This is a genomic window from Ruegeria sp. BHSB064 (assembly GCF_059613205.1).
Window position 1 is genome coordinate 13,562 of the sequence record NZ_JBXWSB010000041.1, and the last position, 20,106, is coordinate 33,667.

A 20,106-nucleotide genomic window follows, 5' to 3' on the forward strand; every position below is an offset into this window, starting at 1 on the left:
TGCGAGAGCCGGTTGAAATATCGCTTTGCTTTCCCCCCTGCAGTCCCCAAATTATGGCACAACACCACACCAGCCGGAGGATCCATGACCCGCTATACCAAAGACCCCACGGCCATCGCTGCGCTTTCGCCCGAAGAATTTCACGTCACTCAACGCAGTGGGACCGAGCGACCAGGCACTGGAAAATACCTGAACAACAAAGAACCGGGTATCTATGTGGACATCGTATCAGGTGAGCCGCTCTTTGCCTCGACCCACAAATACGAATCCGGATGTGGCTGGCCCAGTTTCACCAAACCGATCATCCATGAACATGTGGAAGAGTTTCGCGATACAACGCATGGTATGATCCGGACCGAGGTCCGTTCGAAACACGGCGACAGCCATCTGGGGCATGTCTTCCCCGATGGTCCGCGCGAACACGGTGGGCTACGCTATTGCATCAATTCCGCCTCTCTTCGGTTCGTCCATCGCGATGAGATGGAAGCCGAAGGATATGGCGAATATCTGATTCATGTGGAGGACATCTGATGACCGAACAACGCGCTGTACTGGCCGGAGGCTGCTTTTGGGGCATGCAGGACCTGATCCGCAAAATGCCGGGCGTTTCACGCACCCGCGTCGGTTACACCGGCGGCGATGTGCCCAACGCGACCTATCGCAACCACGGCACCCACGCCGAAGGGATCGAGATCTGGTTTGATCCGTCGCAGATCAGCTATCGCGACCTGTTGGAGTTCTTCTTCCAGATTCATGACCCGACTACGATTAACCGTCAGGGCAACGATCGCGGCATGAGCTATCGCTCGGCGATCTACTATGTGGACGACGCGCAAAAACAGGTTGCGGTCGATACCATCGCTGACGTGAACGCCAGTGGCCTGTGGCCCGGAAAGGTCGTGACCGAAGTCGAACCTGTCGGTGATTTCTGGGAGGCCGAGCCAGAACATCAGGATTATCTGGAGCGTATCCCGAACGGCTATACCTGCCACTTCCCGCGACCGGACTGGGTCTTGCCCAAACGCGCCAGCGCAGCAGAATAAAGCACCACCTGCCCGGCCCCTCTGAACCTTTCAGGGGGGCTAGCCTGTCGCCACCCTTGGTCGCCCGCTTGCCTCGACCGTAATCATGGCTTCGACAAACACATCCTTGGCCTCGACCCGCGCCGTTTTGATATCGCGATCCACGATCACCCGGATATCTTCCGCACCAGCTTCTCTGACTGCACTCTCAGCCTCGAATTTCAGCACCCGTTCCAACAACGCAAGCGCTTCATCCGATGCAGAAAAATCCTGTGGCCCGTCGTCAAGATGCACACGGTATCGCCCTTCAGTGGGAGACGTGACCGTGCCGGACCGCCGCAAGGTCAACCGACCAACAACCGCACCGATTGCATTCGCTACACCTGCATGCTCGGGCAGGATCATGCGACAATGCAACCGCTCGCCCACTGCGGGGTAGTAACTGGGGGCCGACGCGCCAAGACCCACCACATCCACATTCAATGCGGCATTTAACGACAACAAACCACGATGTTGCGCCAACCCGCGCTGCGTCAACACATGCCGCGCCAACTCTTGTGGTGGCAAACCAAAACCATCATGCTCTTCGTCAAAAGCAGCCTCTAACAACGTCAAACTGGTCTGTTCCGTCAATTGATCCACGATCATCTGCGCCAACGCTTCCGGCGAATCTGCCAGCATGTCCCCGGATCCGACCCGTTTTCGGGCCACCAGTTCCAAAGCCTTGCGTGCAGCTTCAGAATCCCATGCATCGACCCGCCCCAACACATGACTCGCGTCCGAAGGCGTCACGCCCGAGACCTGAACGATCCCGCGGTCGACCAAGCGGTTCAGCGCACCATTCTCCATTCGCGACCGCAACAGTGCACCAAGGGGAAGAACCTGATCGCCCAGACGTTCCAACAACATCTCTTCCCGTGCACCGACACCATCCGCATGTACACCCGGCACGCGTCGCACAAATCGGGTGTCGTGCTCGCCCACTGTGGTCGCCCGCAATTGTTCGTCCAGAATGGCGTGCACAACTTCGGGCGCTTCCGCTGCGATCAAAGACACGGGCAGAACACGCCGGGGCCCCAGAAACACGCCGCCCTGCAACCCTTCGGTCACAACATGAACCTGGCTGTCCCCACCCAGACCATGTGTGCGCATCGCCACAGCCTCGACCATGGTCCGAAACCCACCAACCTGCGCGCCGCCCGGATCAATGGCTGGCTTGCCATCCCGGATCAGCGCGACATCGGTTGTGGTTCCGCCAATATCCGACACCAGCGCATTTTCGGCCCCGGTCAGCCAACGCGCCCCGACAATCGAAGCCGCCGGTCCGCTCAGGATCGTCTCAATCGGACGCTCCCGCGCCTGTTCGGCGCTCATCAAAGCACCATCGCCGCGCACCACCATCATCGGGGCCGAGATTCCCAGAACGCGCAATTGATCTTGCGCGCGTCCGATCAAGCGGTCGATCATTCCGATCAGTCGCGCATTCAGAACAGCCGTCACAGCGCGTTTCGGCCCGTTCAGCTTGGCCGACAAATGATGCGAACAAGTCACCGGCGCACCGGTCTTTTCAGATACGATCCGCGCCGCCTCCAGCTCATGTGCCGGATTACGCGTCGCGAACTGGGCCGCAATCGCAAAGCCTGAAATCCCTTTGTGAGTGTCTAAAAACTGCTCCAGGGCGGCAGTATCCAGTGGTGCAGCCTCGCCGCCTGAATGTGTATGACCCCCCGCAATCACAAGGGCGGGGTCATCTTTCAGAGCGTCCTTCAGGCCATGCTTTACAAGATCACTGGTCTTGAACCCGATATAGATCAACGCCACACGTCCACCCTGCCCCTCAACCAGAGCATTTGTGGCCAGTGTTGTAGACAAGGAGGCCATCGCGATCTGATCCGGCGAGACCTGCGCGTCTTCCAGCACGGCAGAGATCGCCTTGCCCACACCGACGGCCAAATCCGCACGCGTGGTCAAAGACTTGGCCGATGCGATCACATCTTTCTCATCCCGGATCAACACCGCATCGGTATAGGTTCCGCCCGTATCCACCCCCAAAGACAGAGTCATCGGGTCCTCCTTACTGTTCGCTGCGAATGGGTGTAGCGGTTATGCGCGACGCGTCCAGCCTGTTTGCGGCATTTATGACAGCTGTTCCACCGCCCAACGCGCCGCATCCGCCACGGTTTCATCCGGATCGCTGGTCAACACCTGTGCAACCGGCATCAAATTTGGCTGCCCCGAGTTTCCAATGGCGTAAAGCACATTCCGGACGAACCGGTCCCGCCCGATGCGCTTGATGGGCGAACCCGAGAATTTCGCACGAAAGGCTGCATCATCCAGCGCCGCCAGCTCTGCCAACGACGGTGCCTTCAGATCAGCCCGGGCAGCATAGCGCATATCGCTGGCGGCGACGGCAAACTTGTTCCAGGGACAGGCCGCCAAACAGTCATCGCAACCATAGATCCGATTGCCCAACCTACTGCGCAACTCGGGCTCCACTGGGCCTTTGTGCTCAATGGTCAGGTACGAAATGCACCGCCGTGCATCCAATTGATACGGGGCTGGAAATGCATCGGTCGGGCAGCTGTCCAGACAGGCGCGACACGAACCACAGTGATCCACCTCCGGCGCGTTCGACGGCAGCTCAAGTGTTGAAAAAACAGAGCCTATGAAGGCCCAGTTCCCCCATTCACGACTTACAAGATTGGTGTGCTTGCCCTGCCAACCAAGGCCAGCAGCATGCCCCAAGGCCTTTTCCGGAACCGGCGCGGTGTCGACAAAAACCTTCACCTCGCCCCCTGCTTCAGCGATCAACCATCGCGCCAATCGCTTGAGGCGTTTCTTGACCAGATCGTGATAGTCCTTGTTCTGTGCATAAACGGAAATAGCGCCGCAATCCGGATGGTTCAGAACCTCTGTCGGGTCATGCTCTGGCGTGTAGCTTTCAGCCAACATGATCACAGACCGCGCCTCGGGCCAAAGGGTGGCCGGATCACCGCGCCAATGCACTCGCTCGGCCATCCACCCCATCTGTCCGTGATACCCGGCTTCCAAAAACGCGCCAAGACGCTCAGGCACCTGCGGAACATCCCATGGTCGGCACACCCGACACGCCACAAACCCCTCTGCCAGGGCTTGTTGCACCAGCTTTTTCTTAAGGTCTGATCCGCTCTTCATCTGGCCAAAAATACCTTCGGGGGAATCGCGCCCGCGGCGCGATGGGGGCAGACAGCCCCCTGCCGAATCCTATCAGAAATCCAGATCGGCGTAATGAGGGGGCGGCCGAAACCCTGGCACCTGATCCGCCAGAATGGACCGAAACGCCGGGCGCGACTTGATCTTCGCGTACCAGTCCTTAACCACCTGACTGCGGTTCCAGTCCACGTCAGAGATATAATCCAGCGCCGACAAATGTGCCGCCGCCGCAAAATCAGCCAAAGTCATCTGATCCCCCGCCAACCACCGGCGGTGATCCAGCAGCCAGGCCATATAGTCCAGATGATACTTGATCGCCTTGGCACCCTGTTTGACATTCTTGCTGTCCGGGTAACCCTGACCGGTCACCTTTTTGTTCACCCGCTCATACAAAAGTTTCGATGTCACTTCATGGTGGAATTTGTCGTCGAACCAGCCCACAAGGCGCCGGACTTCGAACCGGGCTTCGGGTTTTTTCGGCATCAAGGGCGGTTCAGGACGTGTTTCTTCAATATATTCGCAGATCGCTGCACTTTCCGACATGATTTGCCCATCCAGACGCAGCACCGGCACTTTTCCCGCCGGGTTGCGGCGCAAAAAATCCGGATCCTGTTCCCAGTATCGCTCCTCCACCAATTCAACCTCGATCTTCTTCTCCGCCAAAGACAAACGGACCTTGCGGCAATACGGAGAGAGGGGAACGTGAAATAGACGCGCCATGGGCTTCCAATCGAACCAGTGAATACCGGACTGATTTAGCCTTTGACAGCGGCTGGTTTCAATCCTCGAAACAATCTGCGCGACCATCTGCGCGGATGGTGGCCGCCCCATCCAGAATCGAAGCCGCGCGCCGACGCGTGCGCACGCTTGGTTCTGTGACCGAACGATTGCGCGGTGATGGCAGTATGGCAGCAATCCGTGCCGCCTGAACCGACGTCAATTGCGCAGCACTTCGGTTGAAATAGCGCTGTGCCGCAGCTTCGACGCCAAACACACCATTCCCGGTTTCTGCAACGTTCAGATAAACTTCAAGAATACGCTGTTTGCTCCAGAATATCTCAACCACCGGGGTGATTGAGGTTTCCATCGCCTTTCTCACCCAGCTGCGCCCTTGCCAGAGAAACACGTTCTTCACCACCTGCTGCGTGATGGTCGATGCGCCCCGATTGCCGCCGCCTTCCAGTGCGTCGCGTATGGCTTCGACATCGAAACCCCAGTGCAGGCAGAAATTCGCATCTTCCGCCGCCACAACTGATCGCGCCATGATTGGTGAAATCTCTTCAATCGGAACCCACTCGCGTTCAACTTTACCCAACCGCCGCCACTCGGACCATATGGTGTGGGTTACCGGCGGGTTTACAACCGAATAGACCAAGACCAAGGCGACCACGACGCCGACAATCGCCAATGCAGCACGTGTCGCCCAACGGCGGATCGTTTGACCCGCTGTTGATTTCCGTTTGGTCGCCTTACTTTTTTTTCCGCCTGATTTGCGGGCTGCTTTCTTCGCCATATCTCAGCTATACGACGCGTTGCCGGGGTTTGAAACGGCCTAAATTCCCAAGGCGCGCGCCTCTCGCGGGTGGACGACCGGGCGCGCCGTTTCCAGCGACATCGGGTCCGCTCCTGCCAGTTCCGGAAACAGATGCAACACTTCGCTTTGGGTCTCTCTGTCCGAGGCCGTCAAAGCATGACCCGGATAATAGCTTTCACTTTTTGCCCCGTTGGCAATGATGATTTCATGCTTTTTGAACAGCAGGTGGACATACTCCACCTCCCCGCCTTCAACGCGGGTCACTGTATCGCCGTTGACAAGAACATGGGCCGCGATCAGCGCCTCGGCGTGTCCAAACAAGTAGGATGCGCGCCAATCCTCAATCAGCATTCTATGCTGCGGCGAAACAAGAAGTGGACGGTCCAGCTCGAAAACGCCTGCCTCGAAGCGGATTGGAGCCAGCTTGCCTTTGGCTTCGACCTTCGTGCGCCCAACCCAGATCAAGGGTTGAGGGCCGTGATCCAGTGTTGTGACCAGATCACCCGCTTTCAGGTCTTCCACCGCGCGGTCCCCGTCAGGGGTTGCAATCAAAGTGCCCGGCGTGAAACAGGGAGGGCCCAGAGTACCAACATCCAGCGGTCCCTGTGTGTTTACGAAACTTGTCGAAACCAGCGTCCCCGGCTGCAAAACCTGACCGTCTGTCGGGGTGAAAACCCGAGATCCATCGGCCAGATAGAACGTGGTTCCGACATAGGTGACATTACCAACTCCGGTCACATTGATGGTGACCGTATCCCCTGGCCATGACGATGTGACGTCCTGCCCATTGACGGTATCACCACTGGGCGCATCGATTTCGTTGTCGTCGTCAACATCCGTGAAATCGAAACTGGCGACAGCAATTGCCGTTCCCACAGGCGGAGGGTTCGCCGGATCAAAGGTGTAGAACTGGTCGCGATATGTTGTTGGCACTCTGCTGCCCCTGATTTACGCCACGGGACTTCTGAAGCAGCCCATGGTTTTCGCTCGAATTCCGAGGAAGATTGGCGAAAATCCGGTGCACAGGCAAGAATCCCGAAAAAACAGTGTAAACAAACCAGGCCCCGCGTGGTGCAAATGACACGCGGGGCCCGTTTTTTAGTGCTTTTCAGCCGACAAAGCTTTGCAGCAGGCTTTATTCTGCCGGAACTGCAGTGGCTTCGATGCTCAGCGGATGGCTCAGCTTGTTCAGCATCTCTTTGGGGCACACTTGAAGGAAATTGCCTTTTTCAACGTCCCAATGCTGCAAGATGTCTGCGGCTTTCCGGCTATAGGTCTCTTCTGCATGGCGCGTGATCAGCGCTTTCAGTTGCTCTTCCCAATGCGCAACAGAAACCGGGCAGGTGACAAGGGTTTCCATGTTCATCAGCGCTTCGGCTTTGCCCTCGGGATCATACAGATAGGCCATACCGCCTGTCATGCCCGCGCCAAAGTTGGCACCGATGTCGCCAAGGATCACCGCAACACCACCTGTCATGTATTCACAGCCATTCGAGCCGCAGCCCTCGATCACCACCTTTGCGCCCGAGTTGCGCACAGCGAACCGTTCACCCGCACGACCGGCAGCAAACAGATGGCCATCGGTTGCGCCGTACAAAACGGTATTGCCAATGATGGTATTCTCGTCTGCTTTCAGCGGGCTGACTTGCGGCGGGCGTACAACGATCATGCCCCCCGAAAGACCCTTGCCGACATAGTCGTTGGCATCGCCCGAGACTTCCAGCTTCAGGCCCGGCGCCGCAAACGCACCCAGTGACTGGCCGGCCGACCCTTGCAGTTTCACGTGCAGGTGGTCGTCCTGGAACGTGTTCCGCATACCAAAGTTCTGAACGATATGGCTGGATACACGGGTACCCACCGTCCGATGCGTGTTCTGGATCGCGTAAGACAGTTGCATTTTTTCACCGTCCTTAAGGAATCGCGCTGCGTCGCGCACGATTTCGGCGTCCAGAGTATCCGGTACCGCATTCCGATCCTTGTCGCGGTTGTAAACGATGTTGTGTGCACCATCGACAGTGATCAGCAACGGGTTCAGGTCCAGATCATCCAGATGCGCCGAGCCACGGCTGACCTGAGCCAGCAGATCGGCACGGCCGATGATCTCATCCATCGAGCGGGCACCAAGGCTGGCCAGAAGCTCGCGCACTTCTTGCGCGTAGAAGGTGATCAGGTTCACCACCTTGTCCGCGTTTCCGGTGAACTTGGCGCGCAGGCTTTCGTCTTGCGTACACACACCAACCGGACAGGTGTTCGATTGGCACTGACGTACCATGATGCAGCCCATCGCAATCAGCGCAGCGGTGCCGATCCCGTATTCTTCGGCCCCCATCATCGCAGCCATGACAACGTCACGTCCGGTCCGCAGACCACCATCGGTGCGCAGAGTCACACGATCACGCAGGTTGTTCATTGCCAGAACCTGATGCGCCTCGGTCAGGCCCATCTCCCACGGCAGGCCCGCGTATTTGATCGAGGTCGCTGGCGACGCGCCAGTGCCGCCATTGTGACCCGAAATAAGGATAATATCGGCTTTTGCCTTGGCCACACCGGCAGCAATCGTGCCAACGCCCGAAGACGCCACCAGCTTGACTGTCACTTTGCAGCGCGGGTTGATCTGCTTGAGGTCATAGATCAGCTGCGCCAGATCCTCGATCGAGTAAATGTCGTGGTGCGGCGGCGGTGAGATCAGCGTCACGCCCTTGGTCGAATGACGCAAACGCGCGATCAGGTCGGTGACCTTCATGCCCGGCAACTGACCGCCCTCACCGGGTTTGGCACCTTGGGCCACCTTGATCTCCAGTTCTTCGCACTGGTTCAGGTATTCAGCGGTGACACCAAACCGGCCCGAAGCCACCTGTTTGATCTTGGCGGATGGGTTGTCGCCATTGGGCTCGGGCACAAAATGCGCCGGATCTTCGCCACCCTCGCCTGAATCAGACTTCGCACCAATCCGGTTCATCGCCACATTCAGCGTCTTGTGCGCCTCGGGGCTGAGCGCACCCAGCGACATGCCCGGCGTGACGAACCGCTTACGGATCGACGTGATCGACTCAACCTCTTCAATCGGGATTGGTTTGCTCATGGGCTTAAAGTCCATGAGGTCGCGCAAGTGAATCGGCGGGTTCGATTGCATCTTGGCCGAATACTGCTTCCACAGCTCATATGAGGCGCGGTTACAGGCCATTTGCATCATATGCATCGAGGTCGCTTCCCACGCGTGGGTCTCACCCGATTTCCGCGCTTTGTAGAAACCACCGATGGGCAGCACGTCCAGACCGCTGTCCCAAGCTTTGGCATGAATTTCTTCAAGCTTGGCCTGAATGCCCGTTACACCAATCCCCGAAATCCGGCTGGTCATGCCTGGGAAATACTCGGCGACCATGGCACGGCTGAGGCCCACGGCTTCAAAGTTCAGCCCGCCGCGATAGGACGAAATCACCGAAATGCCCATCTTGGCCATAATCTTCAGCAGGCCCTGATCGATGGCTTCGCGGTAACGGGCGACATTCTCGGTCAGGGTGCCGTCCAACAGACCGCGATCAATCCGGTCGGCCAGTGAGTCTTCGGCCAGATAAGCGTTCACTACGGTCGCACCACACCCGATCAGAACTGCGAAATAATGCGGATCTATACATTCAGCGGAACGTACATTCAAAGAGCAGAACGTCCGCAACCCTTGCCGGGTCAGGTGTGAGTGAATTGCGCTAGTTGCCAAGATCATCGGCATCGCAATTCGGCCCTCGCCCGTGTTCATGTCAGACAACGCGATATGTCCTGCACCGGAGCGCACGGCCTCTTCTGATTCGGCTCTAACACGGGCCAAAGCCGCGCTCAGCGCACCGCGGCCAGGTTCAAAGCTACAGTCGATTTCAACCAAAGGCGCATCAAAATTCTCGACCAGCTTGTCCCATTGGGCGTTTCCGACAAAGGGGCTTTCCAGAACGATGATTTCGGTCTGGCTGCTGTCCTCATCCAGCACGTTCTTGAGGTTGGCAAAGCGCGTTTTCAGCGACATCACCCGGTATTCGCGCAAACTGTCGATTGGCGGGTTGGTCACCTGGCTAAAGTTTTGACGGAAGAAATGACTGAGTGGGCGGTACTGTTTCGACAAAACAGCCGAGGGCGTATCGTCCCCCATTGAAGCAAGTGCTTCTTTGCCATCCTCGGCCATCGGGGCAAGGATCTGCTCCAGCTCTTCAACCGAATACCCCGCAGCGATCTGACGCTTACGCAGCTCTTCGCCAGAAAAAATCGGGGCTTCGCTGACACCGGCCAGCGTGTCGTCCAGATCGTTGATCTTTCCGACCCACTCACCAAATGGCAACGCACGCGCCAGTTTGTTCTTGATCTGCGTGTCGCGGTACAACTTACCTTTTTTCATGTCCACGGCCAGCATCTGACCGGGGCCAAGCGCGCCTTTTTCGGTGACGCTTGCCTCGTCGATCGGAACCATGCCCGCCTCGGATCCTGCAATGACAAGCCCGTCACCAGTGACCACATAGCGCATCGGGCGCAGACCGTTCCGGTCCAACCCGGCACAGACCCAACGACCATCGGTCATCGCCAGTGCGGCGGGTCCGTCCCACGGCTCCATCACCGAATTGCAATAGGAATACATGTCACGCCACGCCTGAGGCAGCTCTACCGCCTGTTTGGACCAGCTTTCCGGCACCAGCATGGTTTTCGCCATGGGCGCAGACCGGCCTGCACGCACCAACACCTCAAAAACCGAGTCTAATGCGGCCGAATCCGATGACCCGCCAGCGATGATCGGCTTGATGTCTTCAGCGTAGTCCCCAAAAGTACCGCTGGCCATGCGGATCTCATGGCTCTTCATCCAGTTGATGTTGCCTTTCAGCGTGTTGATCTCGCCGTTATGGGCCAACATCCGGAAAGGCTGGGCCAGCCACCACTGCGGGAAGGTGTTGGTGGAATAACGCTGGTGGTAGATCGCGAAAGCGGACTCAAAGCGCTCGTCCATCAGGTCGGGATAGAACACAGCGACCTGTTCGGCCAGCATCATGCCCTTGTAGATGATCGAACGGCAGGACAGTGACGCCAGATAAAGCCCCGAAATACCCGCAGCTGCCGCGGCCTTTTCGATGCGGCGGCGGATCACGTAAAGCTCACGCTCAAATGTCTCTTCGTCCACACCTTTGGAGTTCGAGATCAGAATCTGTTCGATCTCGGGGCGGGTCGCATTGGCTTTTTCACCCAGGCAGGTCACATCGACCGGCACATGGCGCCAGCCATAGATGTAGTAGCCCATGCGCAGAACTTCGGTTTCCACGATGGTCCGACACTGTTCCTGTGCACCAAAATCCGTGCGCGGAAGGAAAACCTGACCCACTGCGATAAGCTCGTCCAGTTTGGGTTCGTGCCCGGTACGACGAATTTGGTCATAGAAGAAGGGAACAGGGATCTGAACGTGAATACCTGCGCCGTCGCCGGTTTTGCCATCAGCGTCCACAGCACCACGGTGCCAGATCGCCTTCAGCGCATCAATCCCCGCATCCACCACCTTGCGTGACGGCTTGCCATCAACAGATACAACTAGGCCCACACCGCACGATGAATGCTCTTCTTCCTTGGAATAGAGACCATTTTCCGCCATCCATTCACGCTTGGCTTCCTCGGCTCGGACCCAATCGGCATCATATTTGGTCATTGGCTGTTTCCTTCTTTCAAGGGGACGTCTTGGCGTCGAACCCTAATAATCCTTGAGCTTATTCGGCCGCGATGGCCGCTTTGGCGTTGAAACGATCGATGATCGCGTCGGCACAGTCGCGGCCGTCGCGGATCGCCCAGACGACCAGCGACGCACCGCGCACGATGTCGCCGATGGCATAGACACCATCCATTTCGGTCTCACCTGTCTGGAATGCGGCCTTGATCGTGCCCCAACGGGTCACTGGTAGGTCTGGCTGACCGAACAGAGTGGGCAGGTCTTCGGGCTCAAAACCCAGCGCCTTGATGACCAGATCGGCCTCTTCCACATAGTCCGCACCTTCGATGACTTCCGGGGCCTGGCGGCCCGAAGCATCGGGTTGCCCCAAACGCATCTTCTGCACCATCACGCCCGTGACCTTGTCGTCACCGGTGAACCCTTTGGGCGCGCTGAGCCATTCAAAGACGACGCCTTCTTCTTCGGCATTTTGTGTTTCACGTTGCGAGCCCGGCATATTGGCCCGGTCGCGGCGGTACAGACATTTGACCGAGGTCGCGCCCTGACGGACCGAGGTGCGAACACAGTCCATCGCCGTGTCACCGCCACCGATCACAACCACCTTTTTTCCTTCGGCGTTCAAGCGACCATTGTCGAAATCTTCAACAGCGTCGCCAAAGCTCTTGCGGTTCGAGGCTGTCAGAAAGTCGATGGCTTTTTCTATTCCACCCAGACCGCTTCCCGGCATGGACAAGTCACGGGACTTATAAACACCCGTTGCAATGATTACCGCGTCATGCTTGGCATGGATCTCGGCAAATTTTTCGGCGTCGACGCCACAGTTCAATTCAAATGTCACACCGCCTTCAGCCAGCAGTTCGTTGCGCCGTTGCACAACGTCCTTTTCAAGCTTGAAACCCGGGATACCATACATCAAAAGGCCGCCTGCACGATCATAGCGATCATATACCGTCACTTGAATACCGGCGCGGCGAAGCATGTCCGCAGCAGCCAAGCCACCGGGGCCTCCACCGATGATACCCACGCTTTCGCTGCGCTCTGCGGTTGGCGCAACAGGCTTCACCCAGCCTTTGTCCCAAGCGGTGTCGGTGATGTACTTCTCGATTGTGCCGATGGTCACGGTGCCATGTCCCGATTGTTCGATCACACAATTGCCTTCGCACAGCCGGTCTTGCGGGCAAATGCGTCCGCAGATTTCAGGGAAGGTATTGGTCGCCTGGCTCGTCTCATAAGCTTCTTCCAGACGACCTGTGGCGGTCAGGTGCAGCCAATCGGGAATGTTATTGTGCAGCGGGCAATGCGACTGGCAATAAGGCACGCCACATTGGCTGCATCGGCTGGCTTGCTCTTCCGCCTTGGCAGCAGCATATTCCGCATAGATCTCGTCGAAGTCTTCCTTGCGCACATCAGCGGCGCGTTTTTCCGGCATGTCCCGGTCGATCTGCACAAATTTCAGCATCGGTTGCTTGGCCACGGGTCAGACTCCATGAATTGGCTTGGTCCGGTTTCTTTACGAGATGGGTTTAAGGATTAAAAGTCAATTCTACTGACCTAAATTGAGAAAAGAGGTCAACATCGCGTCAATTTCGAAAAAATAATTCGAATTTTAGTTCCGATTCGGCCCTATTTGCGTGCTTTCTTTTCTTGCACCACCCTTATACCCATACAAGGAAAGCAATACGTGACCGTAACTCGGCAGGGCAGATGAGTCTTTTTCACCTGATTCTCGTAGCAATTATTCAGGGAATCACTGAGTTTTTGCCGATATCTTCATCGGGTCACCTGATCCTTTTGCCAAACCTGACGGGCCTGCAGGATCAGGGTCAAACCATAGACGTTGCGGTGCATGTGGGAACTTTGGGGGCGGTTGTTCTGTATTTCTGGACGGACGTCAAACACGCCATGTCCGGCCTGCCGCATGCCCTGATTGGCCGTACAGATACAACACAAGCGCGCTTAGCCCTGGGCCTGATCATTGCAACAATCCCGACGGTGATCGCAGGCTTTATCCTGCATTTGACGGGGTTGAGTGACGCCATGCGCTCGATCACTGTAATTGGTTGGACCATGTTGGGTTTCGGTCTGTTGCTGTATTGGATGGACCAGAAAGCGCCACAAACCAAAGAAGCCGCCGATTGGGGCACACGCGACGCGTTCAAAATGGGATTGTGGCAGGTTCTTGCCCTGATCCCCGGCACGTCACGGTCTGGAATCACCATCACTGGGGCGCGCCAGTTAGGCTATACCCGCGAGGATGGCGCGCGGATTGCCATGTTGATGTCGATCCCGACGATCCTTGCCTCTGGCACCTTGCTGGCATTGGATGTGATAGGGGACGCCGACGCACAGCTGGCGCGCGACGGCGCCATTGCCGCGGTGTTTGCGTTTATCTCAGCCCTTTTGGCGCTCAGCCTGATGATGCGGTTGCTGCGCAGTGTCAGCTTCACACCCTATGTCATCTACCGCGTCATTCTTGGCGCGATCCTGCTGTTCATGGCCTACAGCTGATCAGTACGCAGGTTTTTTGCCGAGTTCTGGATGTCGTCATACTGACCTGATGGGCGGAACTTCCACAGGTATTCCGGCAGCACGGACTCAAGCGTGGTCGGCGTGACTCCAAGATCGGCAAAGGACCGGGCACCGTCGGCCACCACGTTGTCGTTCCGCAGGTTCTTGAGCTGATCGCGGGTCAGAATGTTGTTCGGGAACAACTGGAAACTGACAAACTTCACGATATCCAGAACACCGGCCATGATCCGCGCGGCAAAGAACGGCATTCCGATGATAACGCGACGACGGTGGATCACTTCCAGCATCTGCTGCATCAAAGCGCGGAAGGTTTTGACCTCGGGGCCACCCAGCTCATACACGCCAGATTCGGCCTGTCCCAGAACGCCTTTAACCGCAGCCTTGGCCACGTCATCCACATAGACCGGCTGGAATTTGGTTTCGGCCCCAACCAACGGCAGGAACGGCCCCATGCGCGTCATTCCGGCAAAGCGGTTGAAGAATTGATCCTCAGTGCCAAAGATCACGGATGGCCGCAGGATCACCGCGTTTGGCATGTGCTTCAACACGCCCGCTTCACCCTGCGCCTTGGTCTGAGAATATTCGCTGGCGGCGTTGGCATCCGCGCCAATGGCCGAGATATGAACCATCCGTTCAATCCCCTGCTCAGCCGCCAATCGCGCAATACGCTCAGCACCTTCTGCTTGCACAGCACCAAAATCGTTTTTGCCCAGTTCGTTCAGAACACCGACGCAGTTCACCACCGCATCCGCACTGTGCATCGCCTGCGCAACGGATGCGTCATCGCGGATGTTGCACAACACCGGCTCAACCTGGCCGACAACACCATAGGGCTTCACGAACATCGCCTCGTTCGGACGCCGCACGGCTACACGCACACGCCACCCCTCACTCGCCATGCGCCGCGCGATGTAGCGACCGACAAATCCCGATCCGCCATAAATCGTCACCAGTTTCGACATGAGAGGGCTCCTGCTGAGAAATTGCGCCCTAGACCTAACGCCCGCAAGCCTTCCTAACAAGGCGCTAATTCGCCGCGTGAGCAGTGAAATACGCCGAGGCAAAACAGCGGCCCCGGACCAATTTCAAAAAACTTTCAAAAATCTCTGCGAATCTGGTTGACGCCCTCCGCCGCTGGGCTTAAACGCCCCCTCACGACACCTGCCCAGGTGGCGGAATTGGTAGACGCGCTAGCTTCAGGTGCTAGTGTCCGTATGGACGTGGAGGTTCGAGTCCTCTCCTGGGCACCAAATTCCTTCCTAACACACTGAAAATAAACGCGGTTGCAATAGAGCGTGCTTGTTAAAGCCCAGCTCTTTTAGGGGTGTATGTTTCGTTCAGATGCCAGCGCCGGGTGCAAAGCAAAACGACACTTCTTGCCTGGAAGCGCATCGCAAGAACTCCGTAAATCAAACAGATCAAAGTGTTCGCAATTTGGTAGTTCAGGCCGTGCCATGGCTTTCGACGCAGAAAAAGGCCTCCGATCAGCGACCGGAGGCGTAAAAGCACACTGATACATTTGTAACAACCAAATTGGCCTGTGTCGGGCTCAGGCCTGTTTCTGAACTTCGGCCTCTTCTGCAACTTCGACGGGCTCCGCTGTCGCTTCAACCGTTTCAGTCTCGTCCAGCGGCTCTGCCTCTTCCGGATCGTCCGTTTTGTCTTCAAGTGCACCCACGATCAGAGGCAACATGTGAACGCCAGTCGCGCTTGCGATCTCGGGCGTCTGCGGCGTTTGCCAGCTGAGCGTATCGAAGCTGCCGCAATTCTGGCAAACCGGCCCCCATTCGGGTTGGATGTCATGACAATTGTCACAGACCCATTGCGGACCACGCGGTGCGTTCAGCGCCTTTGCCAGCCAGCCCTGCACAACAGCATCCGCAGCACCTTCGCCCCGCTCGATGGCGGCCATCAGAGTGAAGGCACGCGCATCCCCTTGTTTTTCAACCACATCCCCCAGCGCACGGCGGGCTTCCGGAAAATCTTCGGCTACGATGTTCAACTCGGCCAAAATCAAACGGGTTTCCATATTCTCGGGGTGAATGCGGGTCAGCGCAGTAAAACGCTTGAGCCTTTGCGCAGGCGTTTCATCCGGCGCAATCTCGGCAAAGGCATGGGCCAAATCGGGATGGGGCTGCGCCTCCCAGGCCTTTTTCAGAATCTTGGTCGCAGCGCGGTTTTTCCCTTTGGCGATGTAAGCACGGGCGGCCATGGCGGCGGCCGGCACCAGATCAGGTGACAGTCGATTGGCCTCGATCGCGTGTTCCTGTTGTTCCAGGCTCGCACCTTCGTTCAGAATGTCTTTCGCTTCGGACAAAGCCAGAACCGCGTCGCGGCGCTTGAACACGTCGCGCGGCAGATAGCCCGCTTTCAATTTGGAAGACAGGGTCGAGCGTGCCCCGGCCCAATCCTGGGCTTTGGTTTGCAGGCTCAGCAAAACGTCTTGGGTTTCTTCATGGCGCGGTTTGATTGCCAAAGCCTTTTCAGCCAACTTGCGCGCCGTTTCATCATCACCTTCGGCCAGTTTCTGCTTCATGATCCCACGCACACCGACAAAACGGGTCGCGTTGTTGGTGACAAGTTTCTTGTAGGTCTCGGCCGCTTTTTTGGTGTCGCCCGTCATCTCGGCGGCCTGCGCCACCAACAGATTGGTCAGTTCCGGCTTGTTCAGCAACTTCTCGGCCTTGTTGGCTTTGGTCATTGCCGCACGCCCTTCCCCGGACGCCAGTGCCATCAGACCATCCGACAGCGCCTGATACCCGCGCTGTTCGCGGCTACGGTCGAAATATCGCGACAGCGCTGTTTCATCGCCGTTGAGGAACTTCAGCGTGGCAACCAGCAGGCTGAGCAGCTTGAAGAACAGCCAGACCGCAAATACCAGCACCGCCAATGCGATCACGGATTGCAAGGGCCCAAGGGTGAACTCAGTACCCGCGACAGTGATCTGTACCCCACCACTGGTTTGCATCAGGAACTGACCGCCCAGCGCTAGCAGGCCAATAATCGCAACAAAAACGAGGATCTTAAACAGTGACCACAGCATGGCAGGTCCTTCAGTTCGAGTTCAGGCCAGAAGCCAATGTATTCGCCGCATCAACGGCAGCGACCCGTGTCTGGGCCGCCTGCTCCCAATCGGCCATCGCGGTCTGCGCCGCTTCGGGAAGTGATTTCAGTTCGCTCAACGCTTTGGACAGGTCTCCATCCGCCAGCGCAGCCTGAGCGCGCGACAGAACGGCGTCCGGTCCATCCCCTTCCTGTGGCGTGACCGAACGCGCGCCCGTTTGCCGCTGCAAAAAGGCGATCAGGCCCGTGCCCTTGTCTGCATCACGCGCGTTTGCCAAGGCAGTTCGGGCCGCAGGTTCGAAAGAAGCACGCAGCGACGACAAGGTTTGTACACCTTTTTCGGCCGGACCAGACAATGCGTCAGGCACATCGACACCACCCGCCTTCAACTCCGCAACCAGTTCGGAATAGGGTTGGCCCGCATCCAACTGCCCATGCAAACGAGACAGAACAGCGGCATTTGTTGCGGCCTGCGCTTCGGCAGATGCTTTTGCCTCAAGCGCCTGTGCATCCGAGACCATCTTTTCAACTTCTGCCCGTTGCGCCGCCAGCGAGTCCTGAAGCTTTTTCAGTTCAGCCTCAAAAGCGGCCGTGGCCTCGGGTGATGTATTGGATTCGATCGGTGCTTTCTCTAGCGCAGCAATCCGCTCAGACAATGGTTCAATCTGACCGGACAGCGTATCAACCGAAGATTTGACCGAACTCAGGTCGCCTTCCACTGGCGTCAGCTTGTCAGAAAGAGATTTGACCTGATCGGTAAGCCCAGACATGTCCGGGGAATTCTCTAGCGCCTGTGACAGCTTGGCGATTTCGTCTGATTGTTCAGACAGTTTCGATTCCAGCGCTGCCAGTGCGTCCGAGTTGTCAGGTCCCCCCGGCAATAACCCACTACTACCAATAGCAAATCCGACAACAGCGGCGACAGCCCCGCCCAGCAGGGCGGGTACAAAACCACCGTGTTTTTCCACCACCCGCTCGACGGTTTTTTCTTCGACCGAAGCGGTCTCTTCCAGAGGCGCTTCGGCTTCGGCTTCGGCTTCGGCTTCGGCTTCGGCTTCGGCTTCGGCTTCGGCTTCGGCTTCGGCTTCGGCTTCGGCTTCGGCTTCGGCTTCGGCTTCGGCTTCGGCTTCGGAAAGGTCTTCTGCTACCGTCTCACTATCGTCAACAGGCGTGTCTTCCTGTTGCAGTTCGGATTCAACAACGTCATCCGCCTTGGGGTCTTTCACCGGCTTTTCGTCGGATTTCTTCTTTCCAGCCACCGCAATATTCCCCTTATCGAATCCAAATTCAGATGAATAACAGCCCAAGTTAAGTTAATCGGGGACCTCGCCTCCCTCAACCCGCAACACATGTTTTACAAGCTTTTTAACTGCCTTACGCATTTTTTTGGGTGTTGGCGCTTTGGCGATCTTCAGGTGCGCATAGTCCAAGGAATAAAGGGGATCAGCCGTTGCCTGACTGATTGCTGCAAGCCAAAGCGGCGCTGAGCCGGACCAAATATCGGCAAAATGTCGCGCCGTGCGCGGTGAAAATAGCGGGGCGATGACCGGCAAATCTCGGTCTGCTGCGTCTTTCGCCTCGGGTGTTAGCGGCAACAGAAGCTGCTGATAAACCGGCTGTTCGCGCACGGTCAGGCCAGATTCGGTCAGTCGCGCGGCGATATTGCCGCGCGTGTGCTCACCCCGCAAATGCAACAAAGGGCTTTCGGGTCGATTCTTCAGCAAGTACCCCACAAGCTCTTCGGCTGTGGCCCCAACCATCTCAGCCTGCCAGCCATAGCCTTTGGCGGTCCCGGTCGTCGATGGACCGACGCAATAGGCAGGCAATGTGCGGTCCACATCTCTCGAAGCCGCCGCATTTACCGCGTTGGCCGAGGTGAAAATCAGGCCCTGCACCCCTGCTGTATCGACCGCGACGGTCAAGGGTCGAATCTCGAGAATCGGGGAATAGATAACCTGAACCCGGGATCTGACGCGGGTTGGCAGTTGCGCGACAAACCGTTTTGAGGCTGCGCGCGGGCGGGTCATCAACAAATACAACGTCTGGCGCCTTGGCCCTTGAGGATTGTTTGCATCCGCGCAGGGTGATACCCCGCCGTTGATGACATGATGCAACGGATCAGGGTGATGGTGCAAACACTTACCGTGCTGGGTTTGGAAAGTAGCTGTGACGACACGGCTGCCGCCGTTGTGCGCCAAACCGAAGGCGCGGATGCTGAAATCCTGTCGTCGGTGGTACATGGTCAAACCGATTTGCACAGTGCCTATGGTGGCGTTGTGCCCGAAATCGCAGCGCGGGCGCATGCGGAAAAGCTGGACATCTGCGTTATGCAAGCGCTGGAGTCCGCCGGCCTGAATCTGCGCGATATGGACGCCATTGCCGTCACAGCGGGCCCTGGCCTGATCGGCGGCGTCATGTCCGGCGTCATGTGCGCCAAAGGGTTGAGTGCCGCAACCGGCTTGCCCCTGATCGGCGTCAACCACCTTGCCGGGCACGCGCTGACACCGCGCCTGACAGATGGGATCAGCTTTCCCTATTTAATGCTTCTGGTCTCGGGCGGCCACTGCCAATACCTGATCGCCCACGGACCCGAAAACTTCACGCGCCTTGGCAGTACAATTGATGACGCGCCGGGTGAAGCTTTCGACAAGACCGCGCGCCTGCTGGGCCTGCCACAACCCGGCGGCCCGTCGGTCGAGGCCGAGGCCCAAGCTGGTGACCCCAAGCGCTTTCGCTTTCCCCGGCCGCTGCTGGACCGGCCCGGCTGTGATCTGTCCTTCTCGGGGTTGAAAACGGCATTGATGCGGATGCGCGACCAGATCGTCGCTGAAAAGGGTGGCTTGACGCGTCAGGACCGCGCCGATCTGTGTGCCGGGTTCCAACAGGCGATTGTGGACACGTTGGCGGAAAAAACCCGACGCGCGATGGACCAGTATCTGGAACTTAACCCTTCTGAACCTGTCATTGCCGTAGCCGGAGGCGTCGCGGCAAATTCTGCCATTCGTGCAGCGTTAGAGACTGTTTGTACAGAAAAAGGCACACGGTTTACGGCCCCGCCACTGCCATTGTGCACGGACAAT

Annotated in this window: 15 protein-coding genes and 1 tRNA gene; 5 read left to right on the top strand and 11 right to left on the bottom strand. The window is 57.5% G+C overall.

What is annotated here, in order from left to right; all coding sequences use genetic code 11:
- Nucleotides 1-84: 84 nt before the first annotated feature.
- Nucleotides 85-531 (top strand): peptide-methionine (R)-S-oxide reductase MsrB, encoded by a 447-nt coding sequence (gene msrB, locus AC2FNU_RS11795; RefSeq protein WP_171184768.1) that lies wholly within the window; start codon nucleotides 85-87, stop codon nucleotides 529-531.
- A complete protein-coding gene (gene msrA / locus AC2FNU_RS11800) occupies nucleotides 531-1,043 on the top strand; it encodes a peptide-methionine (S)-S-oxide reductase MsrA (protein ID WP_496788250.1) in 513 nt (170 codons plus the stop codon). Before msrB ends, msrA begins: the two co-directional genes overlap by 1 nt.
- Nucleotides 1,044-1,082: 39 nt before the next feature.
- On the opposite strand, the gene AC2FNU_RS11805 is transcribed toward msrA, so the two are convergent.
- The 7 genes from AC2FNU_RS11805 to AC2FNU_RS11835 form a co-directional block, all read right to left on the bottom strand.
- Nucleotides 1,083-3,086, bottom strand: coding sequence for a hydantoinase/oxoprolinase family protein (locus AC2FNU_RS11805; protein ID WP_496788253.1), 2,004 nt, complete (start codon nucleotides 3,084-3,086; stop codon nucleotides 1,083-1,085).
- A gap of 72 nt (nucleotides 3,087-3,158) precedes the next feature.
- Entirely contained in the window at nucleotides 3,159-4,196 is a 1,038-nt protein-coding gene (queG, locus tag AC2FNU_RS11810; RefSeq protein WP_496788256.1) for a tRNA epoxyqueuosine(34) reductase QueG, read from the bottom strand.
- Between the two features lie 72 nt (nucleotides 4,197-4,268).
- A complete protein-coding gene (gene fzlA / locus AC2FNU_RS11815) occupies nucleotides 4,269-4,934 on the bottom strand; it encodes an FtsZ-binding protein FzlA (protein WP_480800691.1) in 666 nt (221 codons plus the stop codon).
- Between the two features lie 58 nt (nucleotides 4,935-4,992).
- On the bottom strand, nucleotides 4,993-5,727 hold the full coding sequence (mtgA, locus tag AC2FNU_RS11820; protein ID WP_496788262.1) for a monofunctional biosynthetic peptidoglycan transglycosylase: 735 nt from the start codon (nucleotides 5,725-5,727) through the stop codon (nucleotides 4,993-4,995).
- Between the two features lie 39 nt (nucleotides 5,728-5,766).
- Nucleotides 5,767-6,681 (bottom strand): Hint domain-containing protein, encoded by a 915-nt coding sequence (locus tag AC2FNU_RS11825; protein ID WP_496788265.1) that lies wholly within the window; start codon nucleotides 6,679-6,681, stop codon nucleotides 5,767-5,769.
- 202 nt (nucleotides 6,682-6,883) lie between these two features.
- The gene (gltB, locus tag AC2FNU_RS11830) at nucleotides 6,884-11,416 is read right to left on the bottom strand and encodes a glutamate synthase large subunit (RefSeq protein ID WP_496788266.1); all 4,533 of its coding nucleotides are present in this window, start codon (nucleotides 11,414-11,416) and stop codon (nucleotides 6,884-6,886) included.
- A gap of 58 nt (nucleotides 11,417-11,474) precedes the next feature.
- Nucleotides 11,475-12,908 (bottom strand): NAD(P)-dependent oxidoreductase, encoded by a 1,434-nt coding sequence (locus AC2FNU_RS11835; RefSeq protein ID WP_496788269.1) that lies wholly within the window; start codon nucleotides 12,906-12,908, stop codon nucleotides 11,475-11,477.
- Between the two features lie 230 nt (nucleotides 12,909-13,138).
- Here AC2FNU_RS11835 and AC2FNU_RS11840 point away from each other — a divergent pair, with 230 nt between their 5' ends.
- The gene (locus AC2FNU_RS11840) at nucleotides 13,139-13,942 is read left to right on the top strand and encodes an undecaprenyl-diphosphate phosphatase (protein ID WP_496788274.1); all 804 of its coding nucleotides are present in this window, start codon (nucleotides 13,139-13,141) and stop codon (nucleotides 13,940-13,942) included.
- Here the strand turns inward: AC2FNU_RS11840 and AC2FNU_RS11845 are convergent.
- Nucleotides 13,933-14,925 (bottom strand): complex I NDUFA9 subunit family protein, encoded by a 993-nt coding sequence (locus tag AC2FNU_RS11845; RefSeq protein ID WP_496788276.1) that lies wholly within the window; start codon nucleotides 14,923-14,925, stop codon nucleotides 13,933-13,935. The genes AC2FNU_RS11840 and AC2FNU_RS11845 overlap by 10 nt on opposite strands.
- A 201-nt stretch (nucleotides 14,926-15,126) precedes the next feature.
- Here AC2FNU_RS11845 and AC2FNU_RS11850 point away from each other — a divergent pair.
- A tRNA-Leu gene (locus AC2FNU_RS11850) sits at nucleotides 15,127-15,213 on the top strand.
- 299 nt (nucleotides 15,214-15,512) lie between these two features.
- Here the strand turns inward: AC2FNU_RS11850 and AC2FNU_RS11855 are convergent.
- From AC2FNU_RS11855 to AC2FNU_RS11865, 3 genes are read right to left on the bottom strand one after another with little or no spacing between them, the layout of a single operon-like run.
- Nucleotides 15,513-17,006 carry a heme biosynthesis protein HemY gene (locus AC2FNU_RS11855; protein WP_496788281.1) on the bottom strand — a complete coding sequence of 498 codons (1,494 nt, stop codon included), beginning with the start codon at nucleotides 17,004-17,006 and terminating at the stop codon, nucleotides 15,513-15,515.
- Between the two features lie 10 nt (nucleotides 17,007-17,016).
- Entirely contained in the window at nucleotides 17,017-18,285 is a 1,269-nt protein-coding gene (locus tag AC2FNU_RS11860; RefSeq protein ID WP_496788285.1) for a COG4223 family protein, read from the bottom strand.
- 54 nt (nucleotides 18,286-18,339) lie between these two features.
- Nucleotides 18,340-19,053 (bottom strand): uroporphyrinogen-III synthase, encoded by a 714-nt coding sequence (locus AC2FNU_RS11865; protein ID WP_496788290.1) that lies wholly within the window; start codon nucleotides 19,051-19,053, stop codon nucleotides 18,340-18,342.
- A gap of 99 nt (nucleotides 19,054-19,152) precedes the next feature.
- Between AC2FNU_RS11865 and tsaD the strand changes: the two genes are divergently transcribed.
- Nucleotides 19,153-20,106: tRNA (adenosine(37)-N6)-threonylcarbamoyltransferase complex transferase subunit TsaD (gene tsaD, locus AC2FNU_RS11870; protein ID WP_496788292.1), on the top strand; the 954-nt coding region annotated here is incomplete at its 3' end.

Bases quoted from the DNA above. Each gene is read 5' to 3' on its own strand.
- msrB (WP_171184768.1), top strand. From the start codon at position 85: ATGACCCGCTATACCAAAGACCCCACGGCCATCGCTGCGCTTTCGCCC.
- msrA (WP_496788250.1), top strand. From the start codon at position 531: ATGACCGAACAACGCGCTGTACTGGCCGGAGGCTGCTTTTGGGGCATG.
- AC2FNU_RS11805 (WP_496788253.1), bottom strand. From the start codon at position 3,086: ATGACTCTGTCTTTGGGGGTGGATACGGGCGGAACCTATACCGATGCG.
- queG (WP_496788256.1), bottom strand. From the start codon at position 4,196: ATGAAGAGCGGATCAGACCTTAAGAAAAAGCTGGTGCAACAAGCCCTG.
- fzlA (WP_480800691.1), bottom strand. From the start codon at position 4,934: ATGGCGCGTCTATTTCACGTTCCCCTCTCTCCGTATTGCCGCAAGGTC.
- mtgA (WP_496788262.1), bottom strand. From the start codon at position 5,727: ATGGCGAAGAAAGCAGCCCGCAAATCAGGCGGAAAAAAAAGTAAGGCG.
- gltB (WP_496788266.1), bottom strand. From the start codon at position 11,416: ATGACCAAATATGATGCCGATTGGGTCCGAGCCGAGGAAGCCAAGCGT.
- AC2FNU_RS11840 (WP_496788274.1), top strand. From the start codon at position 13,139: ATGAGTCTTTTTCACCTGATTCTCGTAGCAATTATTCAGGGAATCACT.
- AC2FNU_RS11845 (WP_496788276.1), bottom strand. From the start codon at position 14,925: ATGTCGAAACTGGTGACGATTTATGGCGGATCGGGATTTGTCGGTCGC.
- AC2FNU_RS11855 (WP_496788281.1), bottom strand. From the start codon at position 17,006: ATGCTGTGGTCACTGTTTAAGATCCTCGTTTTTGTTGCGATTATTGGC.
- AC2FNU_RS11865 (WP_496788290.1), bottom strand. From the start codon at position 19,053: ATGACCCGCCCGCGCGCAGCCTCAAAACGGTTTGTCGCGCAACTGCCA.